The sequence below is a fragment of the Pseudoalteromonas sp. ATL1 genome (assembly GCF_058933015.1).
The window spans coordinates 109,109-133,639 of sequence record NZ_JBZYXL010000002.1 but is presented as its reverse complement, the minus strand read 5'-3'; the positions used below and the strand labels follow the sequence as shown (position 1 = coordinate 133,639).

Annotated in this window: 7 protein-coding genes and 1 pseudogene; 7 read left to right on the top strand and 1 reads right to left on the bottom strand. The window is 45.3% G+C overall.

Annotated features, from left to right (window positions below; all coding sequences use genetic code 11):
- The first annotated feature begins 272 nt into the window (after positions 1–272).
- Complete coding sequence (locus tag AC5FX4_RS18850) at positions 273–16,565, top strand: polymorphic toxin type 46 domain-containing protein (RefSeq protein WP_493607959.1); 16,293 nt, start codon at positions 273–275, stop codon at positions 16,563–16,565.
- A complete protein-coding gene (locus tag AC5FX4_RS18845) occupies positions 16,555–16,887 on the top strand; it encodes an immunity protein Tsi6 family protein (RefSeq protein WP_493607958.1) in 333 nt (110 codons plus the stop codon). Before AC5FX4_RS18850 ends, AC5FX4_RS18845 begins: the two co-directional genes overlap by 11 nt.
- Before the next feature lie 19 nt (positions 16,888–16,906).
- Here the strand turns inward: AC5FX4_RS18845 and AC5FX4_RS18840 are convergent, their stop codons facing one another.
- Positions 16,907–17,044, bottom strand: a complete 138-nt coding sequence (locus AC5FX4_RS18840) for a hypothetical protein (RefSeq protein WP_493607957.1) — start codon at positions 17,042–17,044, stop codon at positions 16,907–16,909.
- A 264-nt stretch (positions 17,045–17,308) separates the two neighbouring features.
- Between AC5FX4_RS18840 and AC5FX4_RS18835 the strand changes: the two genes are divergently transcribed.
- From AC5FX4_RS18835 to AC5FX4_RS18815, 5 genes and pseudogenes are all read left to right on the top strand, one after another.
- Positions 17,309–18,283: a transposase gene (locus AC5FX4_RS18835; RefSeq protein WP_493607954.1), complete on the top strand. Its 975-nt coding sequence runs from the start codon at positions 17,309–17,311 to the stop codon at positions 18,281–18,283.
- 222 nt (positions 18,284–18,505) lie between these two features.
- Positions 18,506–21,955, top strand: a complete 3,450-nt coding sequence (locus AC5FX4_RS18830; protein ID WP_493607956.1) for a LysM peptidoglycan-binding domain-containing protein — start codon at positions 18,506–18,508, stop codon at positions 21,953–21,955.
- A 475-nt stretch (positions 21,956–22,430) separates the two neighbouring features.
- Positions 22,431–22,661 (top strand): hypothetical protein, encoded by a 231-nt coding sequence (locus AC5FX4_RS18825; protein WP_493607955.1) that lies wholly within the window; start codon positions 22,431–22,433, stop codon positions 22,659–22,661.
- Between the two features lie 9 nt (positions 22,662–22,670).
- Positions 22,671–23,645 (top strand): transposase, encoded by a 975-nt coding sequence (locus AC5FX4_RS18820; protein WP_493607954.1) that lies wholly within the window; start codon positions 22,671–22,673, stop codon positions 23,643–23,645.
- Between the two features lie 205 nt (positions 23,646–23,850).
- A pseudogene (locus AC5FX4_RS18815) lies at positions 23,851–24,258 on the top strand (transposase); the annotation flags it as partial.
- Positions 24,259–24,531: the final 273 nt, after the last annotated feature.

Below are 24,531 nucleotides of genomic sequence, written 5' to 3'. Positions count from 1 at the left end.
AAAGTACCCTCACCACACAGCGCTTTTTATACTTTACACCTAAGTTGGGTTTACTCAGAATTTCACAGCCTGAAAAGGCATTCCCCCTTTAATTAATTGCAAGCGTTCGGTTGTTTTTTAAACATATTTTTACAGTGTCACAGCTTTTCCGGCCGAAAAGTAACCAATCGGTCAGAATATTGAGTTTTTTTTATTTTTTTATTAAATATTTTCGAAAAATACAGGAAGAGGTGTTTAGTTAAATAAAATAATAAGTAGGAATTACAATCGTCATGGGCGCTATTATTTCAGGCGAAGGACTCGGTCTTTTCAACAACCACACATCGACACTTAATCAACATACTCGTTCGGCTTTAGGACAGGCATCAGAAAATATTTTTGTGAATGCGGCGACGGGTAACTTAGTACTGCAACACCAAGATGAGCAGGTAAAGGGCTTAGGTCTAGGGCTGGGGGTTTTGAGAACCTACAACAGCTTAGGCGAGGTGGATAGTGACCAAATGCTGGGTCAGAACGACCAATGGCGCTTAGGGTTTTTAAAGACGATTTCACTGGAAGGTGCGCGTAACCAAGCGGGGAGTGTGGTAACGCGCGTGACGGCGGATGGCTTTGCACAGCGCTTTAACTATGATGCGGCGAAGGGCGCATATATCAGCACCCAAGGCAGCGGCGCTCATGATACGTTAAAATTCAACAGTAATGGCAGTGCGGTGCTGAATGTTGACGGCCAAAACATCACAGAGCGCTACAACACGCAAGGCCGCTTAACGGCAATGATAGGCCAGCAAGGTCATGAAACGACGATTAGCTACAACGGCAGTCGTGTTAGCCAAATCACCACCAAAACGCAAAGTGGCACCGAAACCACGCTACTGAAATACAACAGCCAGAACTTATTAGAAAGCATTCAAACCCAAGCAGGCACGGGTAACGCCCAGACTCGTGTGTACTATGGTTATGATGCCAATAAGCGCTTGAACTCGGTTAAAGTAGATTTAACGCCCGATGACAATTCCATTGCCGATGGCAAGGTATACGAAACCAAATACACCTACCATGGTGATAGTAATCGTATTCAGTCGGTTCGCCAGTCTGACGGCACGGCACTGACGATAGGCTACGAAGCCCATGGTGATGATTTTAGAGTTAAAACGCTGACAGATGGCGAGGGTCGAACGACCACTTACACTTATGTGTCAGAGTCTCAAACCCGTGTGGCTTTAGGTCAATCACAAGTCGACTACTACTTTGACAGCAATAAACGTTTATCGGCACTAGAGCGTGTGGTGGATGGTCAACATGTTCGAGAAGAACACGAGTACAACAATGCAGGGCAAATTACCGAGGTTCGTAATGGTTTAGGCCAAGCCAAAACCTTTACCTATGATGCGCAAGGTAACTTAACCACCCAAACTGATGCGGATGGGGTGACGGTTAAACGCACTTACAATGAGCATAACCAAGTTGTCAGTGAAACCCTTGGGGATAACACCACGCACTTTGTTTACGATAGCAAGCAACGCTTACGCTTTACCTTGAGCGCAGATAACAGCGTGGTGGAGTATCGTTATAACACACTGGGCCAACGCATTAGCCAACATAGCTACACCAAAGCGAACTACGCCAGTACTAATCACAGCGTAAGTGCACTAGAGGGCTTTATCAACACACAAGATAAAAGTCAGCAGCAACTGAGCGAATATGGCTACGACTTCAGAGGGCAACTGAGCACAGTCACCCGCTACAACAGCGTGAATAGTCAAGGTCAAGGGGTAGATGGCAGCACCACACGTTATGTGTATGACGCCCACGGTAAACTACTACAAGAAACCACGCCACGTGGTGTGATGACCGAAGGCACGCAGAATGATTACAGTACCACCTACAGCTACGATGGCTTAGGTCGTGTTTTATCCAAAACCGACGCCAACCAAGCACAAACGCTGTATACCTATGATGATGCTAACCAACGTATCGGCACCCACTTTGCCAATGGCTTATGGCAAACCCAAGTGTTTGATAGAGCGGGGGCATTGGTTGTTAATGTTGAAGGCACGTCACTTGGCAACAATATTTATGGCACAGAGCGAGTTTACTACAATCGAGAAGGGCAAGCCGTTGCGACCAAAGACAAACAAGGGGCGATTAGCTACACCTTGTATGATGAGTCAGGCAACAAAGCGGCTATGGTCAGTAAAACTGGGGCCGTCACACGCCTGCACTATGACCGAGCAGGGCGCTTAACGCACACCATTCAATACGCGCAAAAGGTGAATACCTCACAATGGCTCTCACCGGGTGGCGCAATGGTGAAAACCCTAGCCCAGCTAGACAGTGAACTACAAACTCAAGCCAACCACGAAGACAATCGCACCACGCGTACGCTGTATACCCTAGGGGGCAAAAAGCAATACGAGATTGATGCCAAAGGCTATGTGACCGAGTACCTCTATAACGACAAAGGTCAGCTGACAGAGCAAAAGCAATACGCTGAGCCGATGGGCGACATTATCTATCAAAGCCACAATAGTCCCGTGAATATTGGGCAGTGGGAGGTATACGATAAAGACCCTGCCGGTGCCACTATGACACCCACCTTTGATGCGGAATATGGCAAAGAGGTGATGGTGGTTAAGGGGCAAGCGCGAGATAATGGATTCCGTTTAAGAACGACGCCAACCCAAAACTGGGATTCAAAAAGTACGACTATCTCTTGGGATATGAAGTATGACGAGGCTTACACAGTTTACATTAGTCTGAATACCACGGATGGTCATCGTTATATGACCTATCAAGTCGGCACCCAAGCGCCCTACTTAACCGGCGCGACCAGTAAATATGCGATGTATTTTCTCTCGGCAGATACGATGGATGGTAATTGGAAGGCATTTACCCGTGACTTGCAAGCGGACCTCGCAGCACTTGACCCGGGTGTCACTATCATCAATACCAATGCCTTCCTAATCCGCGGCTCAGGCAGAATCGGTGAAGTGCGTTTATCGGGCTTAAACGAACAAGCCTCACAAGCCAACGCGCGCAGCACCAAAATGACCTACAACACACAAGGTCTGCTTGAAACCAAAACTGATGCTGAAGGTTATGTTACCCGTTATTACTACGATGCAGCAGGCAATGAAATTGCACAGCGCCGTTATGCCAAAGTGGGCACTAGCGAGTCGGTCGATGACCGCATTAGCCATACCTATTACGATGCGCAAGGCCGTGTTGTGGGGTCACTGTCCGCAGACGGTGCATTGACCACCTTTACCTACAACAAAGACGGTCATAAACAATCACAAAGCGTATATCACACCCAAGTGCGCAACCAAACCATTGGCGCGCCTTTAACACTGCCTGTAGGCGATAAAACCACCACCCGTTGGACCTATACCGCCACAGGCCAAATCGAGCGAGCATTCCGTGCTGATAAGTCCATGACCCACTACAGCTACAATGCCATGGGGCAATTGGTTGAAAAGCGTGAGTATGACAATGTTGTGGCGTTTGATGATTTCGCAGGTGGGAAGCTAACGGGGGTTAGCATTGACTCTAGAATATCAGGAGATATTGAAGCAAAAAATAACCGGGTTGCGTTTAATAGGTTGAAAACCGACCGGTCACTATGGCCTTCGCTATCGGGAAGCAGTAAATTTGAACTCAAAGAACAAGTTACTATGAGTCTTGAGGTCACGACAGGTACTAGTACGCATGATAACTATTTCTTTGGTGGACTAGATAACAATGGCAGCTTTAGCAATAACACATTAGACCGTCATTCTGTTTACGTTAGTGGTTCAAGGATAAGAGCAACTGTTGAGAGGCAAGGTAAAGGAGTCGATAATGAGGTATTATTTTCTGATGTAGAGCCAAATACGACATATGTAGTTACTTGGACAACATCAAAAGATGAGACGACCCTCTCTGTTTATCCTAAAGGTTACCCAGAGCTTGCAAAAAGTCATCGTTACTCTGCGGCTGATTGGAGCGGAAAAGCAGGCTTAAGACTGTATGGCAACCCACGAACAAACGGAAGTAATACAACTGTCTATCTAGACAACTACCTGCTCGCCAAAGCCCCGGTTAGCACCGAGCGCTATCAATATGACCAACAAGGTCGCTTAATTTCGAGCTTAGACGGCAATCAAAATGCAGAGCTTGGCGCGGATGCCACGCAGGCACAAATTAACAGCAAAGCAGCCCAAGAAGGTGCGCGCACTGAGTATGATATTTTAGGCAATATTCGCCTAACCACAGACCGTGAGGGGGCACAAACCCGTTACTACTATGACGCTGCGGGCAATATGCGCTATGAGATAGACGCAGAAGGTCAAGTTACTGAATATAAATACAATGCCTTTAATCAACGCACTGAGGTGGTGCGTTACCACGATGCATTAACGGCTGCGGATATCAGCTCGGCTGAGTTGATTGGAGGTTTGGTTACAAACACCGCAAAAGGCACCAGTCAAAGCATCGATGCCTATTTGCAGTCAAAAGTCGGTGGCGGAGATAAGTTTACTGAAACGCTTAACTACACTACGCGCGGCCTACTTGAAAGCAAAACCGATGCAGAAGGCTATCAAACCAAGTTTGCGTACAATGCCTTTGCACAATTAGTTAAACAGACTCAAGAAACGCATCAAACAATCTCAGCAAAACAACGCGGTGCGGATGGTAGAGCCTTCATGCACACTGAGTTTGGCTACGATAACCGAGGTTTACTGACCACGACCACCCTCAGTGCCACAGCACATGATGCAGCAGGAAAAAACCAAACCACGTCTAAATCTTACGATGCTTTTGGTCGAGTACTCACAGCCACTGACGGTAATGGCAACACAACGACGATGACTTACGCGGTCGACAGCGCCAGCGATAAAGTCGGTCGAGTTGTAACCAGTAAACAAACGGTTGATGGCGCAACACGCACGATTACTACCCAATACGATATGTTGGGCCGCAAGCTGGCGGTGATAGATGCTGCAAATAACATCACCCGCTATAGCTATGACGACAACACCAATACGGTGACGGTCACGCAACCCAACGGCACACAAGTAAAAACTACCCGCAATGGCCGTGGTCAAGTTGCGTCTGTGTCGCAGCTAGATGCACAAGGTAAAGTACTAAGCACCAGTGCCTTTGAGTTTGACGCCAACGGTAATGTGGTTAAAACCCTGCTGAACGGCGAAGTTCAAAAGCAAACGCAATATGATAGGAATAACCGTGTCCACTTGGTGACAGAGGCCAACGGCAATCAAGTTGAAACCCAGTACGATAAAGTAGGCCGTGTTACAGCCAGTATTGTTGACCCAAGCGGCTTAAAACTCACCACCACGTTTGAACATAACAAACACGGCAGCGAGGTAGTTAAAACAGAGCAAATCAACACGGTGACCATTTATGGCGCACAAAGAGCGGGCCTTAAAAACACCACAACGACCACTTTTGATAGCCAAGGTCGTGCCACAGAAGTACAAGTGCAACAAGGCGGTGTACAGCAAAGCCTCACGCAATATACATACAATGGCTTAGGTAACAAACTGCAAGTAACGCAGGGTAGCGGTGCGAATGCCATTGATACCGAGTATGAATACGATGCATTAGGTCGATTGGCTAAAACCGTTAAAGATAACCAAGAAACCGTTTATCACTATGACAAGCACAGCAATGTCATTAAAAAAGAATCTAAGTTTAACGCCCAGCAGAGCAAGGTAGAGTTATTCACTTATAATGCTGCCAATGAACTCACAGCGCACTTAGTTTCAACAAAAGCCAACACTTATCAGGTCACACGTTATGAGTATGATGTACGAGGTCTGCGCATTGGTGTGCATCAACATCCAAGTCACTTAACGATAAGTAATGAGGATAAGTTGTCGGAGCAGGTTGATGGCTTTGCAAAAGGCAATATCGCGGTGTCAACCTACACGGGATATGATGGTCATGGCCGTAAATCATTCCATGTGAATGCCGATGGGGGCGTCACCCAGTGGCACTATGACGCACAAGGGCGTACCGCTGAAGTGGTTCGTTGGGGTGAGCGTGCCTATATCTCAAGCTCGCGTTTAGCCAACTTAAAGCAAGGCACGTTGTTAGCCAGTGACCTCAGCAAATCAACAACCGTGTATGCTAAGAACACCCAAAGCGCCGATGCCAAAGTTAAAACCCTATACAACGATAAAGGCCAAGCACGCTTTACCATTACCCTAGTAGAGGGCACACAAGCTAGCGTAAAAGAAAGTCGCTACGATGGCGCAGGGCAACTCATTGAAACCATAGCCTATGCCACCAAGGTAAATTACAACGAATTTACCGACACCAGCACACCGGTAGCGAGTAGCAGCGACCAAAAAACACAGCTCTATTACGACAACGCGGGGCGTTTGCGCTTTACGGTGGATGCACTGGGTCAGGTGACTGAGCAACGCTATAACGAAGTCGGGGATGTACTGCATACTGTTGTACATGACGCAGTGCTCACCAAGCAAACGGCACTGAGCAGCAAGTTTGCAGCAGGCACATTACAGTACACCGATTTAGCGGGTCACTATTCTAACAGCGTGTTGCAAAAAGCTCGAGTGAGTACCGCTGAGTACAATGCCAAAGGGCAACTGTTGTTCCAACGCCATGCTGATGGCACCACGGAGCGTTATAGCTATTACGATAATGGCTTAAAAGCCAGTTACACCAACCAAAAAGGCGCGACGTGGACCTATCACTACAATGAGGCTGGGTTATTAGAGTTCGAGCGCGGCCCTGAGCAAAGCCTACATTATTGGCATAATGGTACGCTGGTTCGTGCTGATGATGTGCATGCCACAAAGCACTTTAGCTATGACGGGCTGGGCAATGTCACCACTATCACCGAAGGTGCGCAAAAGAACAGTGCCTGGTTGTCTAACGCCCCTAAAGCGGTTACTACGTTCGCTTATGACAGTGCAGGGCGTCAAATACGTATTCACCAAGGGACGACGACAAACGCACCACAGACAGAAACCCTCACCCAATATGATGCCCTTGGTCGTGCGGTCAGCGCGACACAAAACGGTATTACGAGCGTAAAGGTGTACGACAACGCTGGTCATGTTCGTTTTGAACTTAATGGTGAAGGCCATGTGATTGAGCGCCAGTTTGATGCGCTGGGTCGTGAAGTGACCCTCATTCAATATGCCGATGAACAAACCATTACGCCAACCGGGCCAATCTCACTGGCAGATATGGTGGATAACGACGGACTATTAGCTACAAACAATCAAGCGAAGCTACAAGTATCCCCAAGCCAAGACCGCCGTATTACCACTCAATACGACGGGGCGGGCCGTAAGGTGCAGGTGCAAATAGGCCAGCAGCTTACCCACTTTACCTATAACGCCTTTGGGCAGGAAATCAAAAAAGCGCAGTTAGTCAGTGGGACGTTTGGTAACTCAGATGCCCAAGTATTAACCTCCTACACCTACTACAACGCGCTGGGCCAACAGGTTGCGACCGTGGATGCTGGTCACTACCTGACCACCCAAAGCTACAACCAGTTTGGTGAAGTTGCCTCGCGCACTGAATATGCTCAGGCTATTACAGGTAGCATTGACATCAATACCATCCCAACAGGCACGCAAGGGAATGAAACCGTAGGCCAAAACCGCACCACTGAGTTTGTTTATGACAAAATGGGCCGTGTCACGCACACGGTGTATCACAATGTCTCGGTCAAACAAACAGGCAGCAGTGAGTTTGTGTATGTGAACAAAGGCCAAGTCATCGATTATAAAGAATACGATGTACTGGGTAATGTACGTACCACTATGACCGAAGCCACTGATTTAGCCAACCCAGCAAGCTACACGGGCACCAAAGTGGGCGCAGATACGCTTTACGAATACGATGCTGTTGGTCGTTTAATTAATAAAGCCACCGCGTATGAAGAGCATGTACACAACGATGCGCGTAGCTCTAAAGCTAATGCAACCACCACACAAAAAGGCCGCCAAGCGACTTCTTATCGTTATGACTTATTTGGTAACTTGATTGAGCAACGTGTTCACGCAACACGCTTAATTGGTCATGACCGCGCATGGGGGAATATCACGGCGCCGGCGGACATTGCGGGCCTAGATAAGGTTACACGCCATGAATACAACACCCGTGGTCAGCTAATACGCGAATACAATGCACAGGGCCACAAAACAGAGCACCATTACAATGCACAAGGTAAGCTGAGTCAAAGTCGTGCCTTTTATACTGAAGACGGGATTGAAAAGGCGCTACTGACAACTTATGCGTACGATAGAAACGGGCAGCTGACACAAAAGTCACTAGACCGTGTCGCCCACAATGGAGCAAAACCAACAAATTCAGAGTTTGTGTTTAACACCCGTTACAACGCCTTTGGTGAAGTAAAACAAGATAGCCACGGGGTGTATGTCTACAACCAAGAAGGACTGCTTTGGAAAACCAATAAAGGGGATGGGGTACTTAAAACCCATCTATACGACAAAGCAGGTCGCTTACTTGAAACGCAGCACAAGTTGAACGGCACCACGAAAATTGAACGGGATGCACTGGGCAATGCCACCCAAGTCACACAGCCAACATTTACACAAAACGGGCAACCATACACGCCAGTTGTGACACAAAAATATGACCGTTGGGGCAATGTCATTGAGCTTAAAGATGCCTTGGGCTATGTGACACAGGCGCAGTATAACCACCAAAACAAGGTGATTAAGGAAATCTTGCCTGCGGTGGCGGTCACCAGTAAGTCAGGAGTGACCAGCTTTAAGCAGCCTGAGAATATTTACCAATACGACGCACAAGGCAACTTGGTGCGTAAAATTGATGCCAACAACGCCCAACAAACCTTTAAGTTTGATGCCAACGGCAACCAAGTGGCACAAAAAGACGGTGAAGGGCATGTAACCCGTTACTACTACGATATTCACGGTCGTAAAGTATCGACCCAAGATGCCCTCGGGCGTGTCACCACCAGTACTTACAACACCTTGGACCAAGTGGTTGAAACCGGTCAGTTTGGTGTGGTGAATGGTGAAAACGACAAATACCGCAAAGCCAATCGCTATGGTTATGATGAGCTTGGCAATCGCACAACCACCACCAATGCACTGGGCGGCGTTAAGCGCTACCAATTTGATGCATTGGGCAATGTCTTTGAAACAACCGATGAAATGAACCGTGTGATGACCTACGCCTTTAACGAGCACGGTCAGCAAATTAAAGAGCGATATAACGGCTTATACACCACAGGTAATAGCCATCAAAACACCCGAGAGTACAACGAGTTTGGTTTAATACAAAAAAGTAACGACCTCGGGGGCAGAAACACGAACTATGTGTACGGTGAAAACTGGAACGGCACCACCCCACAAAATATCGACTCGTTAGATAGCGAGGGGGCTGAAAAAGCTCGCACCGATGTAGGGCGTTTAATCCACAAAAATAATGATTACGGACAAAAGCTGAATTACACCTACTACGAAAACGGTTGGCTAAAAACCATTAAAGATGAAACCACCGGTGCGTACTCGTATTTTGAATACGACAAAGCAGGGCGCAGAACGCTTGAGTTAAAACAAGCGCAAGACGACTTGCAGCGTACCATTCGTCACCAAACCACAACCCGATATGACAGTCATGGTCGTATCGAGATGATAGAGACCCAAGCGTTTAATAATACAAGCGCACAAGGGTCAACACCGAGTTGGCAAGCGGGCAATATACTTTCTCGTGTGAGCTATCAATACGATGCGGTGGGTAACCGACGCAGCATGACGGTTGAAAATGGCATTATTGGAGAGGGGTTACCTGATCCATCCAAGGTGTTTTATGGCCAGTTAGAGGTGAATGAAAACGTTCAATTCAATGAAGACAATGGCAATGTTGCTCAGTTCTTCAGCACGTTACGTTTGCCTAACTTGCAGTACAGCGCGACCTTCCAAAAGCAACTTGGAACAGACAGTTGGCAAGCGCCTAGCTCGGTTGAAGGCGTGAAATTAAATGCCAAAGGCATGCTTGAAGGCACGCCATCTTACAACTCAAGTGGTGTTTACAAGATCAATGTAGTGGCAACAGATAACTCTAAGCAGCCTGCCCGCACCTTTAAAGGGGAAATAATCCTCACCATTAACAATGTGCAAGCACCCATTGAGTCCAAGCCTATTCCTAAGCAAACAGCAAAAGAAGGGTATGCTTATAAAGGGTTGAATTTAAGTCAATATTTTACGGCAGATTCAACATCAAGACGCTTGCAGTATTCTGTTACGAACTTACCGAGTTCGTTTAGCTATGACCAAAACACCGGCATGATAACAAGTGGCACAATTGGTTATGAGCAGGCGGGCAGTTATCAGCTCACTGTTGTTGTTAAAGACCGAGACAATTCAGCCATATCTGTTACAAAAACAGTGGATTTGGTGGTGCATGATACGGTGAAGTATGATGTATACGAGGACACCATCAAACCAATAGACTTCAGTCAAGGGCGTAACGAGAACAAATTTTTTGTTCAGTATCGACTTGATACGAAACCATCATTTGTCAATATGGTTAATGACAATATACATGGCGACCCTGACGGACCAGTATTCGGCACTGTTGCAAATATCACACCAGGCGTGAATGATGGCAGAAGTGCGCCTTTTGTTGTGAAATACAGCCGTTGGGTACGTGATGAGGAGTCCCTTGAATTTAAGTATGAGTCAAGTTCAGAGTTTCACGTGTCAGTGCCAGATACTAAATCACCGCCTCCGCCGAACGTGCCGGTTCGAGCAGTTAGCGGCAGCTTTGGCAATTTTAAACAGGGGCAAACGTTGAATAGTGCAAATGCAAGTGTCGCGCATTTGTTCTATGACCCCGATAACGCATTAGAGTATTCGGTGACCTTGAAGAAAAGGAATAAGTCTAATGGTTCTTTGGAGGAAGTTTATCTAAGTACGTTAAACATCAGCTTCAATAAAACGGGTGGTTACTTTAACGGCACATTAGCAGCAGATAGCGATGGTACTTATGAAATAAGAATAATAGCCACTGAGATAGGTGGAACTGCTTCAGCTGTCAAAACCTTAGAATTTAAGATAAGCGGACTTATCTCATTGACTAAGCCGTTGCCTGATGTACAGGTTGGTGAAAATGAATACTACAAGTTTAATGCGGGTAGTTACTTTTTACCTGACACGAATGCGCGCAAGCTCAAATTTTCAGCGTCAGGCTTGCCAAATGGTGTGGCAATTGACCCTGCAACTGGGTTCATAAGAGTTGTAACACCTAGTGAGAGGCTCGCATTTGGCTCTGCGGGTAACTATACAGTGACCGTTCGGGCAGAAGATGCCAATGACCCAAGCATTTACAAAACTGATACCTATTACATGCGCGTTAAAAAGGCAGAGAACTTTTTTACTGTTGATGAACGCATTAATGGAACTGAATCGGTTTTCCCGATCCCAGGGGATTTTCAAGATCGACTTAAAGTGGAGCTCAATGCTGGTGCACCGAGTTGGGCTAAAATATCGACTGATTTCAAGTCACTTATATTAACACCAGGGTCTGACGTTGGCCGAGATGAGTTCTATTATTTTAATGCAACCGTAAAAAATTTAGTTACAGGGAATTCTTATACACAAACCTTTATCGTGAAAGTAAATGACACCTTAGCGCACAATAATGCACCCGCAGGTACAATAAGCGACAAACTGGTTTATCAAAATAGAGACTACGATATTGACCTTTCAAAAGAGCTTAAAGACCCAGATGGTGATGAATTAACGTATACCGCTTATTTTGAGAAGCGTGTAATCGGTAATGGCGATGATAAAGTTGTCGCTTTCTCAACTGCGAGCTTATCAACACAAAGTAAGAAAAGTGAAAGGTATGAGCCAGTAATGAGTATTGAAGGTGTGACTATTACTAACACAGGTATGTTGCGTTATCGTAAGAGCCCCGTAGGAGACGGTGTTTACAGAGTGACGGTGAGAGCCACTGAGAAAAAGTCATCTAAACTATCGGCAACGTCGACATTCAAATTAACGATTGGCTATGTTGCTGGCAACAGTAAGCCAACAGTCACCATTGACTCAAGTAGCAGTGTAATAAAAGACCAAAGTATTACGGTCAAGGCGAATGCCAATGACAAAGACGGCACGGTTCAAAAGTACGAATGGCAGCGCTCGTCTAATATCCGTTTGTACGGAAGTGGTAGCAATATCACGCTAAAAGGCGTCACTGAAGGAAGAGGTTGGTTTAAGGTTAGAGTGCAAGATGACGATGGTGCTTGGAGCGACTGGGTAACAAAATACATTGATGTTAAATCAAGTAATAGAGCGCCCGTGGCTAACAAGACAGTTACACGTACCCTAATGGAAGGCTATAGTTTTAACTTTTCAATTCCTGACGACACCTTTACTGATCCCGATGGTGATACACTCACCTACACCATGTCAGGATTGCCAAGTGGAGCGCAATCATCAGGAAAACGAATTTACGGAACGATATGGTATCCTGGACATTTTTTGATCACGATTACAGCAAAAGACAGTAAAGGTGCGACAGCCTCGACCAAGTTATCTTTAACTGTGAAGCCTCAAGAGCCAGATATGGAAAGAGGCACACCTTCTCCACAACCAGTACCTGTGCCAGTGCCTAAACCTGTTCCGGTGCCAGTGCCTAAGCCTGTTCCGGTGCCAGTACCTAAACCTGTTCCGGTGCCAGTGCCTAAACCTGTTCCAGTGCCTAAACCTGTTCCAGTGCCTAAACCTGTTCCGGTGCCAGTACCTACACCGAAACCTAAGCCAAAGCCGGTTATTATTACCATTCCTAAGCCCACGCCTATTTGGATGGTTGCAAGCACCCAGCCAAGCTATAGCGCGCTTTCAACGGGGGTGTCGTTTAGACGAGCGGATGCAAGTAGATTACCTCGCGCTATTATGCTTAAAGCGCAAAGTGCGCCAATGGCAGCGGCCAGCGTTCAGCCTACGGCAACGCCAGCCGTTAAAAAAGACGAGCCACATAAAGAAACCTACTGGTTTACCTACGATAACAACAATCGTGTGGTGATTGACGGTGGTAGCTTAGACAGTGGCACAATTGGTATTGCAGAAAAAGGGCAATATATTGACTACAATGCGGCGGGCCAGCAAAAGCTCATTATTAACCGTCAAGGTAAACGAGCACAGCAATTCTTATACAACAGTTATGGTTTGGTGTCGCACGTACAGGGTTATCAAAATATAAATGATAAGACCGACTTGTATGGTATCAGAGCAACACTGAGCAACTCGCCAAACCACAACAATTGGCGTAATGAAAGCAAGTTTTTGTACGATGATATAGGGCAAATGACGGATAAATACACCTATTCTTCAGCGAATATGTTCGAGTCGATAATATTCAGTAAACAGGGAAGCAACCAGCAAAAAGATGATGTATACAAGGCTGCTGTTTACTACGGAGGAGCCATCATAAATCATACATCGACGAAGCATAATGCAGCAGGTGAAGTGATACATACGCAGGAAAGAAGGTTAGACATAAATTTGGAGCAAACACTTAGAGCTGCAGCGGTGAAGGAGGCTGGAGGCATCACCAATATTTTTGGGTCAATATCTTTGAGCGCCCCTTGGACAGAATCAGCGCTCACAACGCGCTCGGTAACTTATGGTTATGAATACAAATTAGCTGGGCGATTAGACCGCTATTCATATGAGCAAAAAAGTGACCTACCAGCGGGGGCCACTAAACCGCTTATTCATGAATTTAGTAAAACATATGAACAAAGAGAGCAATACCTAGAGCACACGTCAAATGGTGCACCTAAAGAGGGCCATGAAGCCAGTAAACATTTATTGTCGGCTACAACCACATCTAGCTACGATGTGAACGGCAACCTAACCCGAGTGGAAGAGAGCATAACGGACGACCGTTATAAATCAGATGATGAAAATAAAAAGACAGTCCATGCCCGTTATATGCGTTACGACACCGAAGGTAAATTACTCTCTAAGGTGACGGGAAAACAAGACCATGTACTGACTAGCTACGATTTAACCAATAAAAAAGAGGTGGTTGGCAATGACGGTGAAGTGGTTGATTTTCCAACCACAGTGACAAAAAACGTCGACTTCACTGAAGACCAAATAGGTAATGGACGTCTGGCGGGTAGTTACTACCTATACAGTGGTAGCAACTATTTAGGAGAAATTAACAAGTCAGGTATTAACACCATAAAGCAGCAGCACTTTAGTACGCCTAAAGGCAATGAAGCCAGCATAATGACCCGCCACCAAGTGCATAGTGGCGATACACTTAAAGCGATTGCAACGCAGTACTATGGTAGTGAAGACCTATGGTATGTCATCGCCGATGCTAATGGTTTAGGTTTGGGCTCTGAATTGCTAGAAGGCAGCACGTTGGATATTCCAGCGCGCGCCAACCTCTTCAACAGCCACGACAGCTTTAAGCCCATGAACTTGGGTGAAGTGGTTGGTGATACCACGCCAGCTATGCCGTATGTGCCACCACCGCCGCAGGCAGGGTGTAATGCGGTTGCAACGCTCATTGTAATTGCGGTGGCAGTTGCGGCTAGTGGTGGTGTAGGGATGGCATTAACAGGGACGATGAACGCCTTTGCAGCGGGAGCAATAGCAGGAACGGTAGGTAGTATAGCAAGCCAAGTTGTGGGTACGGCACTGGGCGTGCAAGATAAGTTTAGCTGGGGGAAAGTGGCCGTGTCGGCGGTGACGGCTGGGGTGACCACCGGTGCGTCAGAAATGTTAAATGGCGCATTAGAAGTTGGTACCGCGGTAGAACAAGGTGTCACCACTACAAACAGTGTATTGACTAGTGTAAGTAATGGACAAGTTGCTTTGAACGCAGGAGGTCGAGCGCTGCTTGGAGTAACATCAGCCATAGCAGGCTCAGCGGCAAGCAAGATTTTTACAGGACACTCGAATTTTAGCTGGGCGAATGTAGCAGCCAGCGCGGTAAGTACAAGCCTGGGAAGTCGCTTACCAGGAGAGGCGGTATCTGAGTTCGACTTTGGAAGAGAACTCGGGTATGGTGTGCTGCGTCAAGGGGCCAGTTATGCGACTAATAAAGCCTTTGGGGGGGAAGCTAGTTGGAATAACCGTGATATGGCGGTTGATGTGTTTGGCAATGCGCTTGGTAATAGTATCGTTAGTGGAATGCAAAGAAAACCTGAGTCTACGACTCAAGGTGTCAGCGAACAAACCAAACAGCGAATTGAACAAGCTCAAAAGACTGGCCAGCCAATACCACAAGATGTTGCTGAGCAGTATGTTCGTGAGGTCACAGCCAGCAAGAATGGTGCGGTAAATCTGACCGTTGAAAAAGAAGGTCAACAGTTATTTGTGAGTGATGGTAGCACCCGTGCTACGGTGAACTTAGATCAGATCACAAACTATCAAGGTTTATCAATTGCTCGAACTGGGTTAGCTGATACCTTTGGTGATGCTTGGTATGGCACAGCCGCGGGTCGAGGCTTGAATATTACATTCATGGAAGCCCAACGGGATGTTATGAAGCAAACATTAAGCACGCCAATTCATGAGTCAGCGGCCTACATTGCAGGTGAGCAGCGTGGCTATAATAATGCTACTTATCACGCACGAGATCGTATAGCTCAGCAACAACGTTTTGCTGAAACCTCCCGAAAGCTTAATGCTATGAACCGAGCGCAGTATAATTATGAGTTAGCTAATCCAATGGGAACATGGGGTGATTTGGCATTAGGTATGGGCAAAGGCCTCATTGATAGTGTGTATCAAGGTGTGCAATTCTTAGGGACTTCAGTTGCGGCATTGACACCATTAGGACAAGGTATAAGTTACGCAACGGGCAATGGGGCTTTAAATCCATTTGATGTTGAATACCATTCAATGTTTGATACACCAACTAACCGAATGGATGCAGCGGGTCGCTTTATGGGCGAAGTTGGAAGTTTCTTTGTTGGAGGTGAAACAGCATTGTTAGCTGGAGCTAAGGGGATTAATGCATTATCGAAAGCTAATGTTGCTACCGATACAGTTTCAGCACGTCGAGCATATTTAAATAGTAAGTATGGCCGTACAGGTGACATTAATGTTGATATAAACATTCGAGGTAATAAGGAAATTGCAACTAATTTCTATCGCCAATCTGGCTACAGTGATTTAGATATGGTTTCTCATTTGAACGGTATTGATTTTACTCAGCCTGTTGAAGTTGTGAAAATTGGTAAAGGTCAGTCTTTATATCAATGGGATTCACCAACTACATTCCGGGGGGGTGAATACTTCTCTCTTCTAGAAAGAAGCACCCCTAGTCAGTTGGGTATCAACCCCCAAAAAATAGGGTTTGGAACAGATACCGTATTTACTAGAATGCAAACACCACTAGTGTCATCTAGAGCAACATATGGACTTAGATCTATAGCAGCTCCAATAAATGATACATGGTCTGTTAGACATCAACCATTCATGACACAAGGTGGAGCACCGCAACTGTTTACGACAGACATAAGTGCATTCAAATTAAATTCTTGGAAGTATTATGGCCAATAAGTACATGAGTAATATCGAGCAACTACATAGCGTAAAAGTTGCTATAGACTTAACTAATCAAAGGTTGAGTAAGGGAGCTAATAAAGAGTTATATGAGTATATCCTCAATCAACTCAACTATATTGATGAATGTATCAATGATAAAAGTGTTGCAAGAGATAAGCTTGCTGAGGTCAACATAGGTCAATTAGCTGTAAGGGAATTTGAACCTGTTGATTCAGAGTATAGCGAGGCTTTAAAGAAAGCTTACTTTATTGTTCATTACATGAAAAGTGGTCTGAAGGTACCATCGTTAGATGAACATGGAAATATCGTAAAGTAGTTTTAGCGGCTAATTACCCTTAGCCGCTTGCTTGTTGTATCACTGTATCCAGCATCTCGCTCACAAACTTCTGTTTGGTGCGGGGTAGCTGGCTGATCTGCTCAATCTGCCGCTCTAATAATGAGGTTGGCCCTCGCTTAGCTGCCTTAGTTGGCACATCATCTTCTAGTGAAACCTAAAATAAACATGACACCCACTTTTATTTGCTTGTTTTTCAATCATTGCCTACCTTTTATCTATCTGGTTAAAAGGTAGGCAGCTTTGATGGCAACGGCACGTAAAAGGCAGGTCAGTCTTGTTGATACTAAATATTATCACTGTATTTCACGGCGAAAAAATAAACAAGACACCCATTTTTATTTGCTTGTTTTTCAATCATTGCCTACCTTTTATCTATCTGGTTAAAAGGTAGGAAGCTTTAATGGCAACGGCACGTAAAAAGCAGGTCAGTCTTGTTGATACTAAATATTATCACTGTATTTCACGGTGTGTTCGCCGCGCATTTTTGTGTGGTGATGACACGATAACAGGCAAAAGTTATGAACATCGCAGGCAATGGGTAGAAGACAAACTGCTAGCACTTGCTAAAGTCTTTTGCATTGATGTATGTGCTTTTGCTGTGATGAGTAATCACACGCATGTTGTGTTGTTTGTAGATGATAAAAAAGCGAAGCGGTTGAGCGATAAAGCCATACTTATTCGTTGGCACAAACTATTCAAAGGCACAGTGCTTACACATAAATATTTACAAGGCGACAAGCTAGATAAGGCTCAACAATTCTTTTTAAATCGTATCATTGCAGATTATCGTGAACGACTGGCGGATATTAGCTGGTTTATGCGCGTGCTCAATGAAGATATAGCCAGAAAAGCGAATAAAGAAGACAACTGCACAGGTCGTTTTTGGGAAGGGCGCTTTAAATCCCAAGCGCTTTTAGATGAGGCAGCCTTGGCAGCATGCATGGCGTATGTTGACTTAAACCCCATTAGAGCGAAGATGGCAAAAACACCAGAAGACTCTGACCACACCAGCGTTCAAAAGCGAATCAAATCCGCAAAAGATGCAAAACAACCTAAACAACTCGCCCGCTTTGCAGGCAGCCCAAGAAAACACATGCCCAAAGGGCTCCCGTTTGAATTAAAGTCGTACTTAGAGTTAGTTGAACTCACTGGGCGTTGCATGCGAGAAGATAAGTGCGGGCACATTGAGCAGCACACACAGCCTATCTTAGAACGATTAAACATCGCCCCTGAAAACTGGCTAAAGCTCACCACCCAATTTAGCAAAGTGTTCAAAGGTGCAGTAGGCAGGCCCAATACACTGGATGGCTATTACACACATTTAGAAGTAAAACGGCGAACTGGCATCAGTCATTGCGAAAAGCTATTCGGTTAAACCACGCGACAACCCTAAATAAGTAACCACAACCATGCTGACAAAGTAGGTAGAGTTGTATCTATTACTTTGTATTTATGACCAATTATGTCGGATAAAAGCAAAAAGTAATGCGAAGAGGTGCTTTTGATGTAGAAATATCAAAGGAGCGGTTCAATTTGTTCGTTTTTTGATAATTTAACAGTGGCTGTCTGAATATTTTGTAGATTACCTCGCGCTATTATGCTTAAAGCGCAAAGTGCGCCAATGGCAGCGGCCAGCGTTCAGCCTACGGCAACGCCAGCCGTTAAAAAAGACGAGCCACATAAAGAAACCTACTGGTTTACCTACGATAACAACAATCGTGTGGTGATTGACGGTGGTAGCTTAGACAGTGGCACAATTGGTATTGCAGAAAAAGGGCAATATATTGACTACAATGCGGCGGGCCAGCAAAAGCTCATTATTAACCGTCAAGGTAAACGAGCACAGCAATTCTTATACAACAGTTATGGTTTGGTGTCGCACGTACAGGGTTATCAAAATATAAATGATAAGACCGACTTGTATGGTATCAGAGCAACACTGAGCAACTCGCCAAACCACAACAATTGGCGTAATGAAAGCAAGTTTTTGTACGATGATATAGGGCAAATGACGGATAAATACACCTATTCTTCAGCGAATATGTTCGAGTCGATAATATTCAGTAAACAGGGAAGCAACCAGCAAAAAGATGATGTATACAAGGCTGCTGTTTACTACGGAGGAGCCATCATAAATCATACATCGACGAAGCATAATGCAGCAGGTGAAGTGATACATACGCAGGAAAGAAGGTTAGACATAAATTTGGAGCAAACACTTAGAGCTGCAGCGGTGAAGGAGGCTGGAGGCATCACCAATATTTTTGGGTCAATATCTTTGAGCGCCCCTTGGACAGAATCAGCGCTCACAACGCGCTCGGTAACTTATGGTTATGAATACAAATTAGCTGGGCGATTAGACCGCTATTCATATGAGCAAAAAAGTGACCTACCAGCGGGGGCCACTAAACCGCTTATTCATGAATTTAGTAAAACATATGAACAAAGAGAGCAATACCTAGAGCACACGTCAAATGGTGCACCTAAAGAGGGCCATGAAGCCAGTAAACATTTATTGTCGGCTACAACCACATCTAGCTACGATGTGAACGGCAACCTAACCCGAGTGGAAGAGAGCATAACGGACGACCGTTATAAATCAGATGATGAAAATAAAAAGACAGTCCATGCCCGTTATATGCGTTACGACACCGAAGGTAAATTACTCTCTAAGGTGACGGGAAAACAAGACCATGTACTGACTAGCTACGATTTAACCAATAAAAAAGAGGTGGTTGGCAATGACGGTGAAGTGGTTGATTTTCCAACCACAGTGACAAAAAACGTCGACTTCACTGAAGACCAAATAGGTAATGGACGTCTGGCGGGTAGTTACTACCTATACAGTGGTAGCAACTATTTAGGAGAAATTAACAAGTCAGGTATTAACACCATAAAGCAGCAGCACTTTAGTACGCCTAAAGGCAATGAAGCCAGCATAATGACCCGCCACCAAGTGCATAGTGGCGATACACTTAAAGCGATTGCAACGCAGTACTATGGTAGTGAAGACCTATGGTATGTCATCGCCGATGCTAATGGTTTAGGTTTGGGCTCTGAATTGCTAGAAGGCAGCACGTTGGATATTCCAGCGCGCGCCAACCTCTTCAACAGCCACGACAGCTTTAAGCCCATGAACTTGGGTGAAGTGGTTGGTGATACCACGCCAGCTATGCCGTATGTGCCACCACCGCCGCAGGCAGGGTGTAATGCGGTTGCAACGCTCATTGTAATTGCGGTGGCAGTTGCGGCTAGTGGTGGTGTAGGGATGGCATTAACAGGGACGATGAACGCCTTTGCAGCGGGAGCAATAGCAGGAACGGTAGGTAGTATAGCAAGCCAAGTTGTGGGTACGGCACTGGGCGTGCAAGATAAGTTTAGCTGGGGGCAAGTGGCCGTGTCGGCGGTGACGGCTGGGGTGACCACCGGTGCGTCAGAAATGTTAAATGGCGCATTAGAAGTTGGTACCGCGGTAGAACAAGGTGTCACCACTACAAACAGTGTATTGACTAGTGTAAGTAATGGACAAGTTGCTTTGAACGCAGGAGGTCGAGCGCTGCTTGGAGCAACATCAGCCATAGCAGGCTCAGCGGCAAGCAAGATTTTTACAGGGCACTCGAATTTTAGCTGGGCGAATGTAGCAGCCAGCGCGGTAAGTACAAGCCTGGGAAGTCGCTTACCAGGAGAGGCGGTATCTGAGTTCGACTTTGGAAGAGAACTCGGGTATGGTGTGCTGCGTCAAGGGGCCAGTTATGCGACTAATAAAGCCTTTGGGGGGGAAGCTAGTTGGAATAACCGTGATGTGGCGGTTGATGTGTTTGGCAATGCATTGGGGAATAGTATTGTAAGCCATCATGTTGAATCAGCAGCTCGCCAGAAATACATCAATGAGACAGGCCAAAAGCTTAGTGCCAATACACAAGCCAAAGTGGACCAGCAAGCGGCTAAAAACCTAAATCAAACCTTGGCTGACGCACAAACGAGTGTGAATGCAGCAACGCAAAGTACGCTGGGTATATTGCAAGCCTCTCAACGAGCCAATGCAGATGCACAGTTTGCGGCAGACGAGGCGAGAAGAGCGTCGAGGCAGCAAGGGGTTGTTGATAGGGCTAATGGGTTGAATGCGTCATATACCAAGCAATTGCATGACAAGACACTGAGTGTTCAACGTACTCAATCATTCATTGCTAATAATCAAGCGTGGGTCGATAGAAATACCACGACAATGGGTAGGGTGCCACAAGGTTTTGACCTTGAAAGCTCGTTGATAGGTTCTATTGATTGGCAGGATATGAGTCAGCCTTTAACTTCGGGGCCTTGGCGTGATGGGTATGTGTTTGGGTCTTCAAACACGCAATCAGATTTAACGCGTAACCTTGGCTATGCATCGTTAACTGTGGGTGGATTAGGTTCTGCTCATACCTCATTGAGTGGAATTGCTGCGACAAAACGCGGCAGTTATGGCTTTGGCTTAGTGCAAACTACAGGTTGGGCGCTAGCAGACAAAGCGCCACTCTCAACTATTTTTGATGGAAGTTTTGGTCGCGGTGCTTCAATACCGCTTAATGGCGTAAGCAATTACAGTTTTGGCTTTGGCCCAGTGGACGAGATTAAGAGCTTGACTGGGAATATCTCTGGATTGATGGACAATGATTGGATGAAGCTGGGTGGAAATACCTTAGACTTTTTAGGCCCGGCTGTTTCAGGTTATCAAGCTTATGACTATCAGTTTAATCAAGAAAATCATAATTGGAGCAACCCAGCTAATCAAGCTGATATCGCTAGCAATTGGGGGAAATTCGGTGTGGACAGCACCTTTGCGTTAGCATCATTAACTGGTGTAGGCACAATTCCAGCAGCTATTTATGGTGTTACGGATTTTGCTTTACAAGCATCAGGCTATAGCTATACCCCTAAATTCCACCCAACAGAAATGGGCGTTGAGAAGAAGAGTTGGACAGGTCTAATGTATCAATTTGGTGACGTGATTGAAGCCAATCAAAGAATTAACCCTAATTTTAAAGTTCGTGGACCGGGAGGATTTTAAGTGGGTATTTTAAGTTGTATTCGTAACTTCTATCTGTATGTATATTTCCATGGTGCATTGCAACCAGATACAAATAGAGTATTCCCACCAAGGGGGTTTCTGGGTATGACACTATTAGTAATGGTGTTTCATACTGGAACTATTTTGTATACGTTTAACGCGGTGGGTGTTCGATTTATTGAGGGGGTATTCACTGAACATTTGTTTACGTTTAGAGGAAGTGTAAATCTCATAATGATTCTGGCGATTGTATTTGCTGTTCTGCTTACATACTTGGTATGTTGTTTCGGGATTAGGTTTGATGAAATAGAACCCAGATTAGCTAAAACTAAATGGTTAGCGAAGCGCTCAGTGTGGAAGATGATTTTGTTGCCAATATTAAGTATGGCGATGTTTGTATTGAGTGGTGTTTTGTTTTATTAGGTGAGGAAGTATCGGCTAGCAGTTAAAGCTAGCCGATGCCTTTGGCAATGCGTTGGGGAATGGGATTGTTGCCCATCATGTTGAATCAGCAGCACGCCAGAAATATATCAGTGAAACAGGCCAAAAGCTTAGTGCCAATGCACAAGCCAAAGTGGACCAGCAAGCGGCTAAAAACCTGAATCAGACCTTGGCTGACGCACAAGTGCAAATAAACAAGACACCCATTTTTATTTGCTTGTTTTTCAATCATTGCCTACCTTTTATCTATCTGGTTAAAAGGTAGGCAGCTTTGATGGCAACGGCACGTAAAAAGCAGGTCAGTCTTGTTGATACTAAATATTATCACTGTATTTCACGGTGTGTTCGCCGCGCATTTTTGTGTGGTGATGACACGATAACAGGTAAAAGCTATGAACACCGCAGGCAATGGGTAGAAGACAAACTGCTAGCACTTGCTAAAGTCTTTTGCATTGATGTATGTGCTTTTGCTGTGATGAGTAATCACACGCATGTTGTGTTGTTTGTAGATGATAAAAAAGCGAAGCGGTTGAGCGATAAAGCCATACTTATTCGTTGGCACAAACTATTCAAAGGCACAGTGCTGACACATAAATATTTACAAGGCGACAAGCTAGATAAGGCTCAACAATTCTTTTTAAATCGTATCATTGCAGATTATCGTGAACGACTGGCGGATATTAGCTGGTTTATGCGCGTGCTCAATGAAGATATAGCCAGAAAAGCGAATAAAGAAGACAACTGCACAGGTCGTTTTTGGGAAGGGCGTTTTAAATCCCAAGCGCTTTTAGATGAGGCAGCCTTGGCAGCATGCATGGCGTATGTTGACTTAAACCCCATTAGAGCGAAGATGGCAAAAACACCAGAAGACTCTGACCACACCAGCGTTCAAAAGCGAATCAAATCCGCAAAAGATGCAAAACAACCTAAACAACTCGCCCGCTTTGCAGGCAGCCCAAGAAAACACATGCCCAAAGGGCTCCCGTTTGAATTAAAGTCGTACTTAGAGTTAGTTGAACTCACTGGGCGTTGCATGCGAGAAGATAAGTGCGGGCACATTGAGCAGCACACACAGCCTATCTTAGAGCGATTAAACATCGCCCCTGAAAACTGGCTAAAGCTCACCACCCAATTTAGCAAAGTGTTCAAAGGTGCAGTAGGCAGGCCCAATACACTGGATGGCTATTACACACATTTAGAAGTAAAACGGCGAACTGGCATCAGTCATTGCGAAAAGCTATTCGGTTAAACCACGCGACAACCCAAAATACGTAACCACAATCATGCTGACAAAGTAGGTAGAGTTGTATCTAGTACTTTGTATTTATGACCAATTATGTCGGATAAAAGCAAAAAGTAATGCGAAGAGGTGCTTTTGATGTAGAAATATCAAAGGAGCGGTTCAATTTGTTCGTTTTTTGATAATTTAACAATGGCTGTCTCAATATTTTTTTAGAGCGAAGATGGCAAAAACACCAGAAGACTCTGACCACACCAGCGTTCAAAAGCGAATCAAATCCGCAAAAGATGCAAAACAACCTAAACAACTCGCCCGCTTTGCAGGCAGCCCAAGAAAACACATGCCCAAAGGGCTCCCGTTTGAATTAAAGTCGTACTTAGAGTTAGTTGAACTCACTGGGCGTTGCATGCGAGAAGATAAGTGCGGGCACATTGAGCAGCACACACAGCCTATCTTAGAACGATTAAACATCGCCCCTGAAAACTGGCTAAAGCTCACCACCCAATTTAGCAAAGTGTTCAAAGGTGCAGTAGGCAGGCCCAATACACTGGATGGCTATTACACACATTTAGAAGTAAAACGGCGAACTGGCATCAGTCATTGCGAAAAGCTATTCGGTTAAACCACGCGACAACCCAAAATACGTAACCACAATCATGCTGACAAAGTAGGTAGAGTTGTATCTAGTACTTTGTATTTATGACCAATTATGTCGGATAAAAGCAAAAAGTAATGCGAAGAGGTGCTTTTGATGTAGAAATATCAAAGGAGCGGTTCAATTTGTTCGTTTTTTGATAATTTAACAATGGCTGTCTCAATATTTTTTTGGTCTCAATATTTTTTTATATTTTTTTATTACATCCTAAGAATATAGAGAGTAGGCGTTGTTTTTTGC

Coding starts and splice junctions, on each gene's coding strand:
- AC5FX4_RS18850 (WP_493607959.1), top strand. CDS start 273: ATGGGCGCTATTATTTCAGGCGAAGGACTCGGTCTTTTCAACAACCAC.
- AC5FX4_RS18845 (WP_493607958.1), top strand. CDS start 16,555: ATGGCCAATAAGTACATGAGTAATATCGAGCAACTACATAGCGTAAAA.
- AC5FX4_RS18835 (WP_493607954.1), top strand. CDS start 17,309: ATGGCAACGGCACGTAAAAAGCAGGTCAGTCTTGTTGATACTAAATAT.
- AC5FX4_RS18830 (WP_493607956.1), top strand. CDS start 18,506: ATGCTTAAAGCGCAAAGTGCGCCAATGGCAGCGGCCAGCGTTCAGCCT.
- AC5FX4_RS18820 (WP_493607954.1), top strand. CDS start 22,671: ATGGCAACGGCACGTAAAAAGCAGGTCAGTCTTGTTGATACTAAATAT.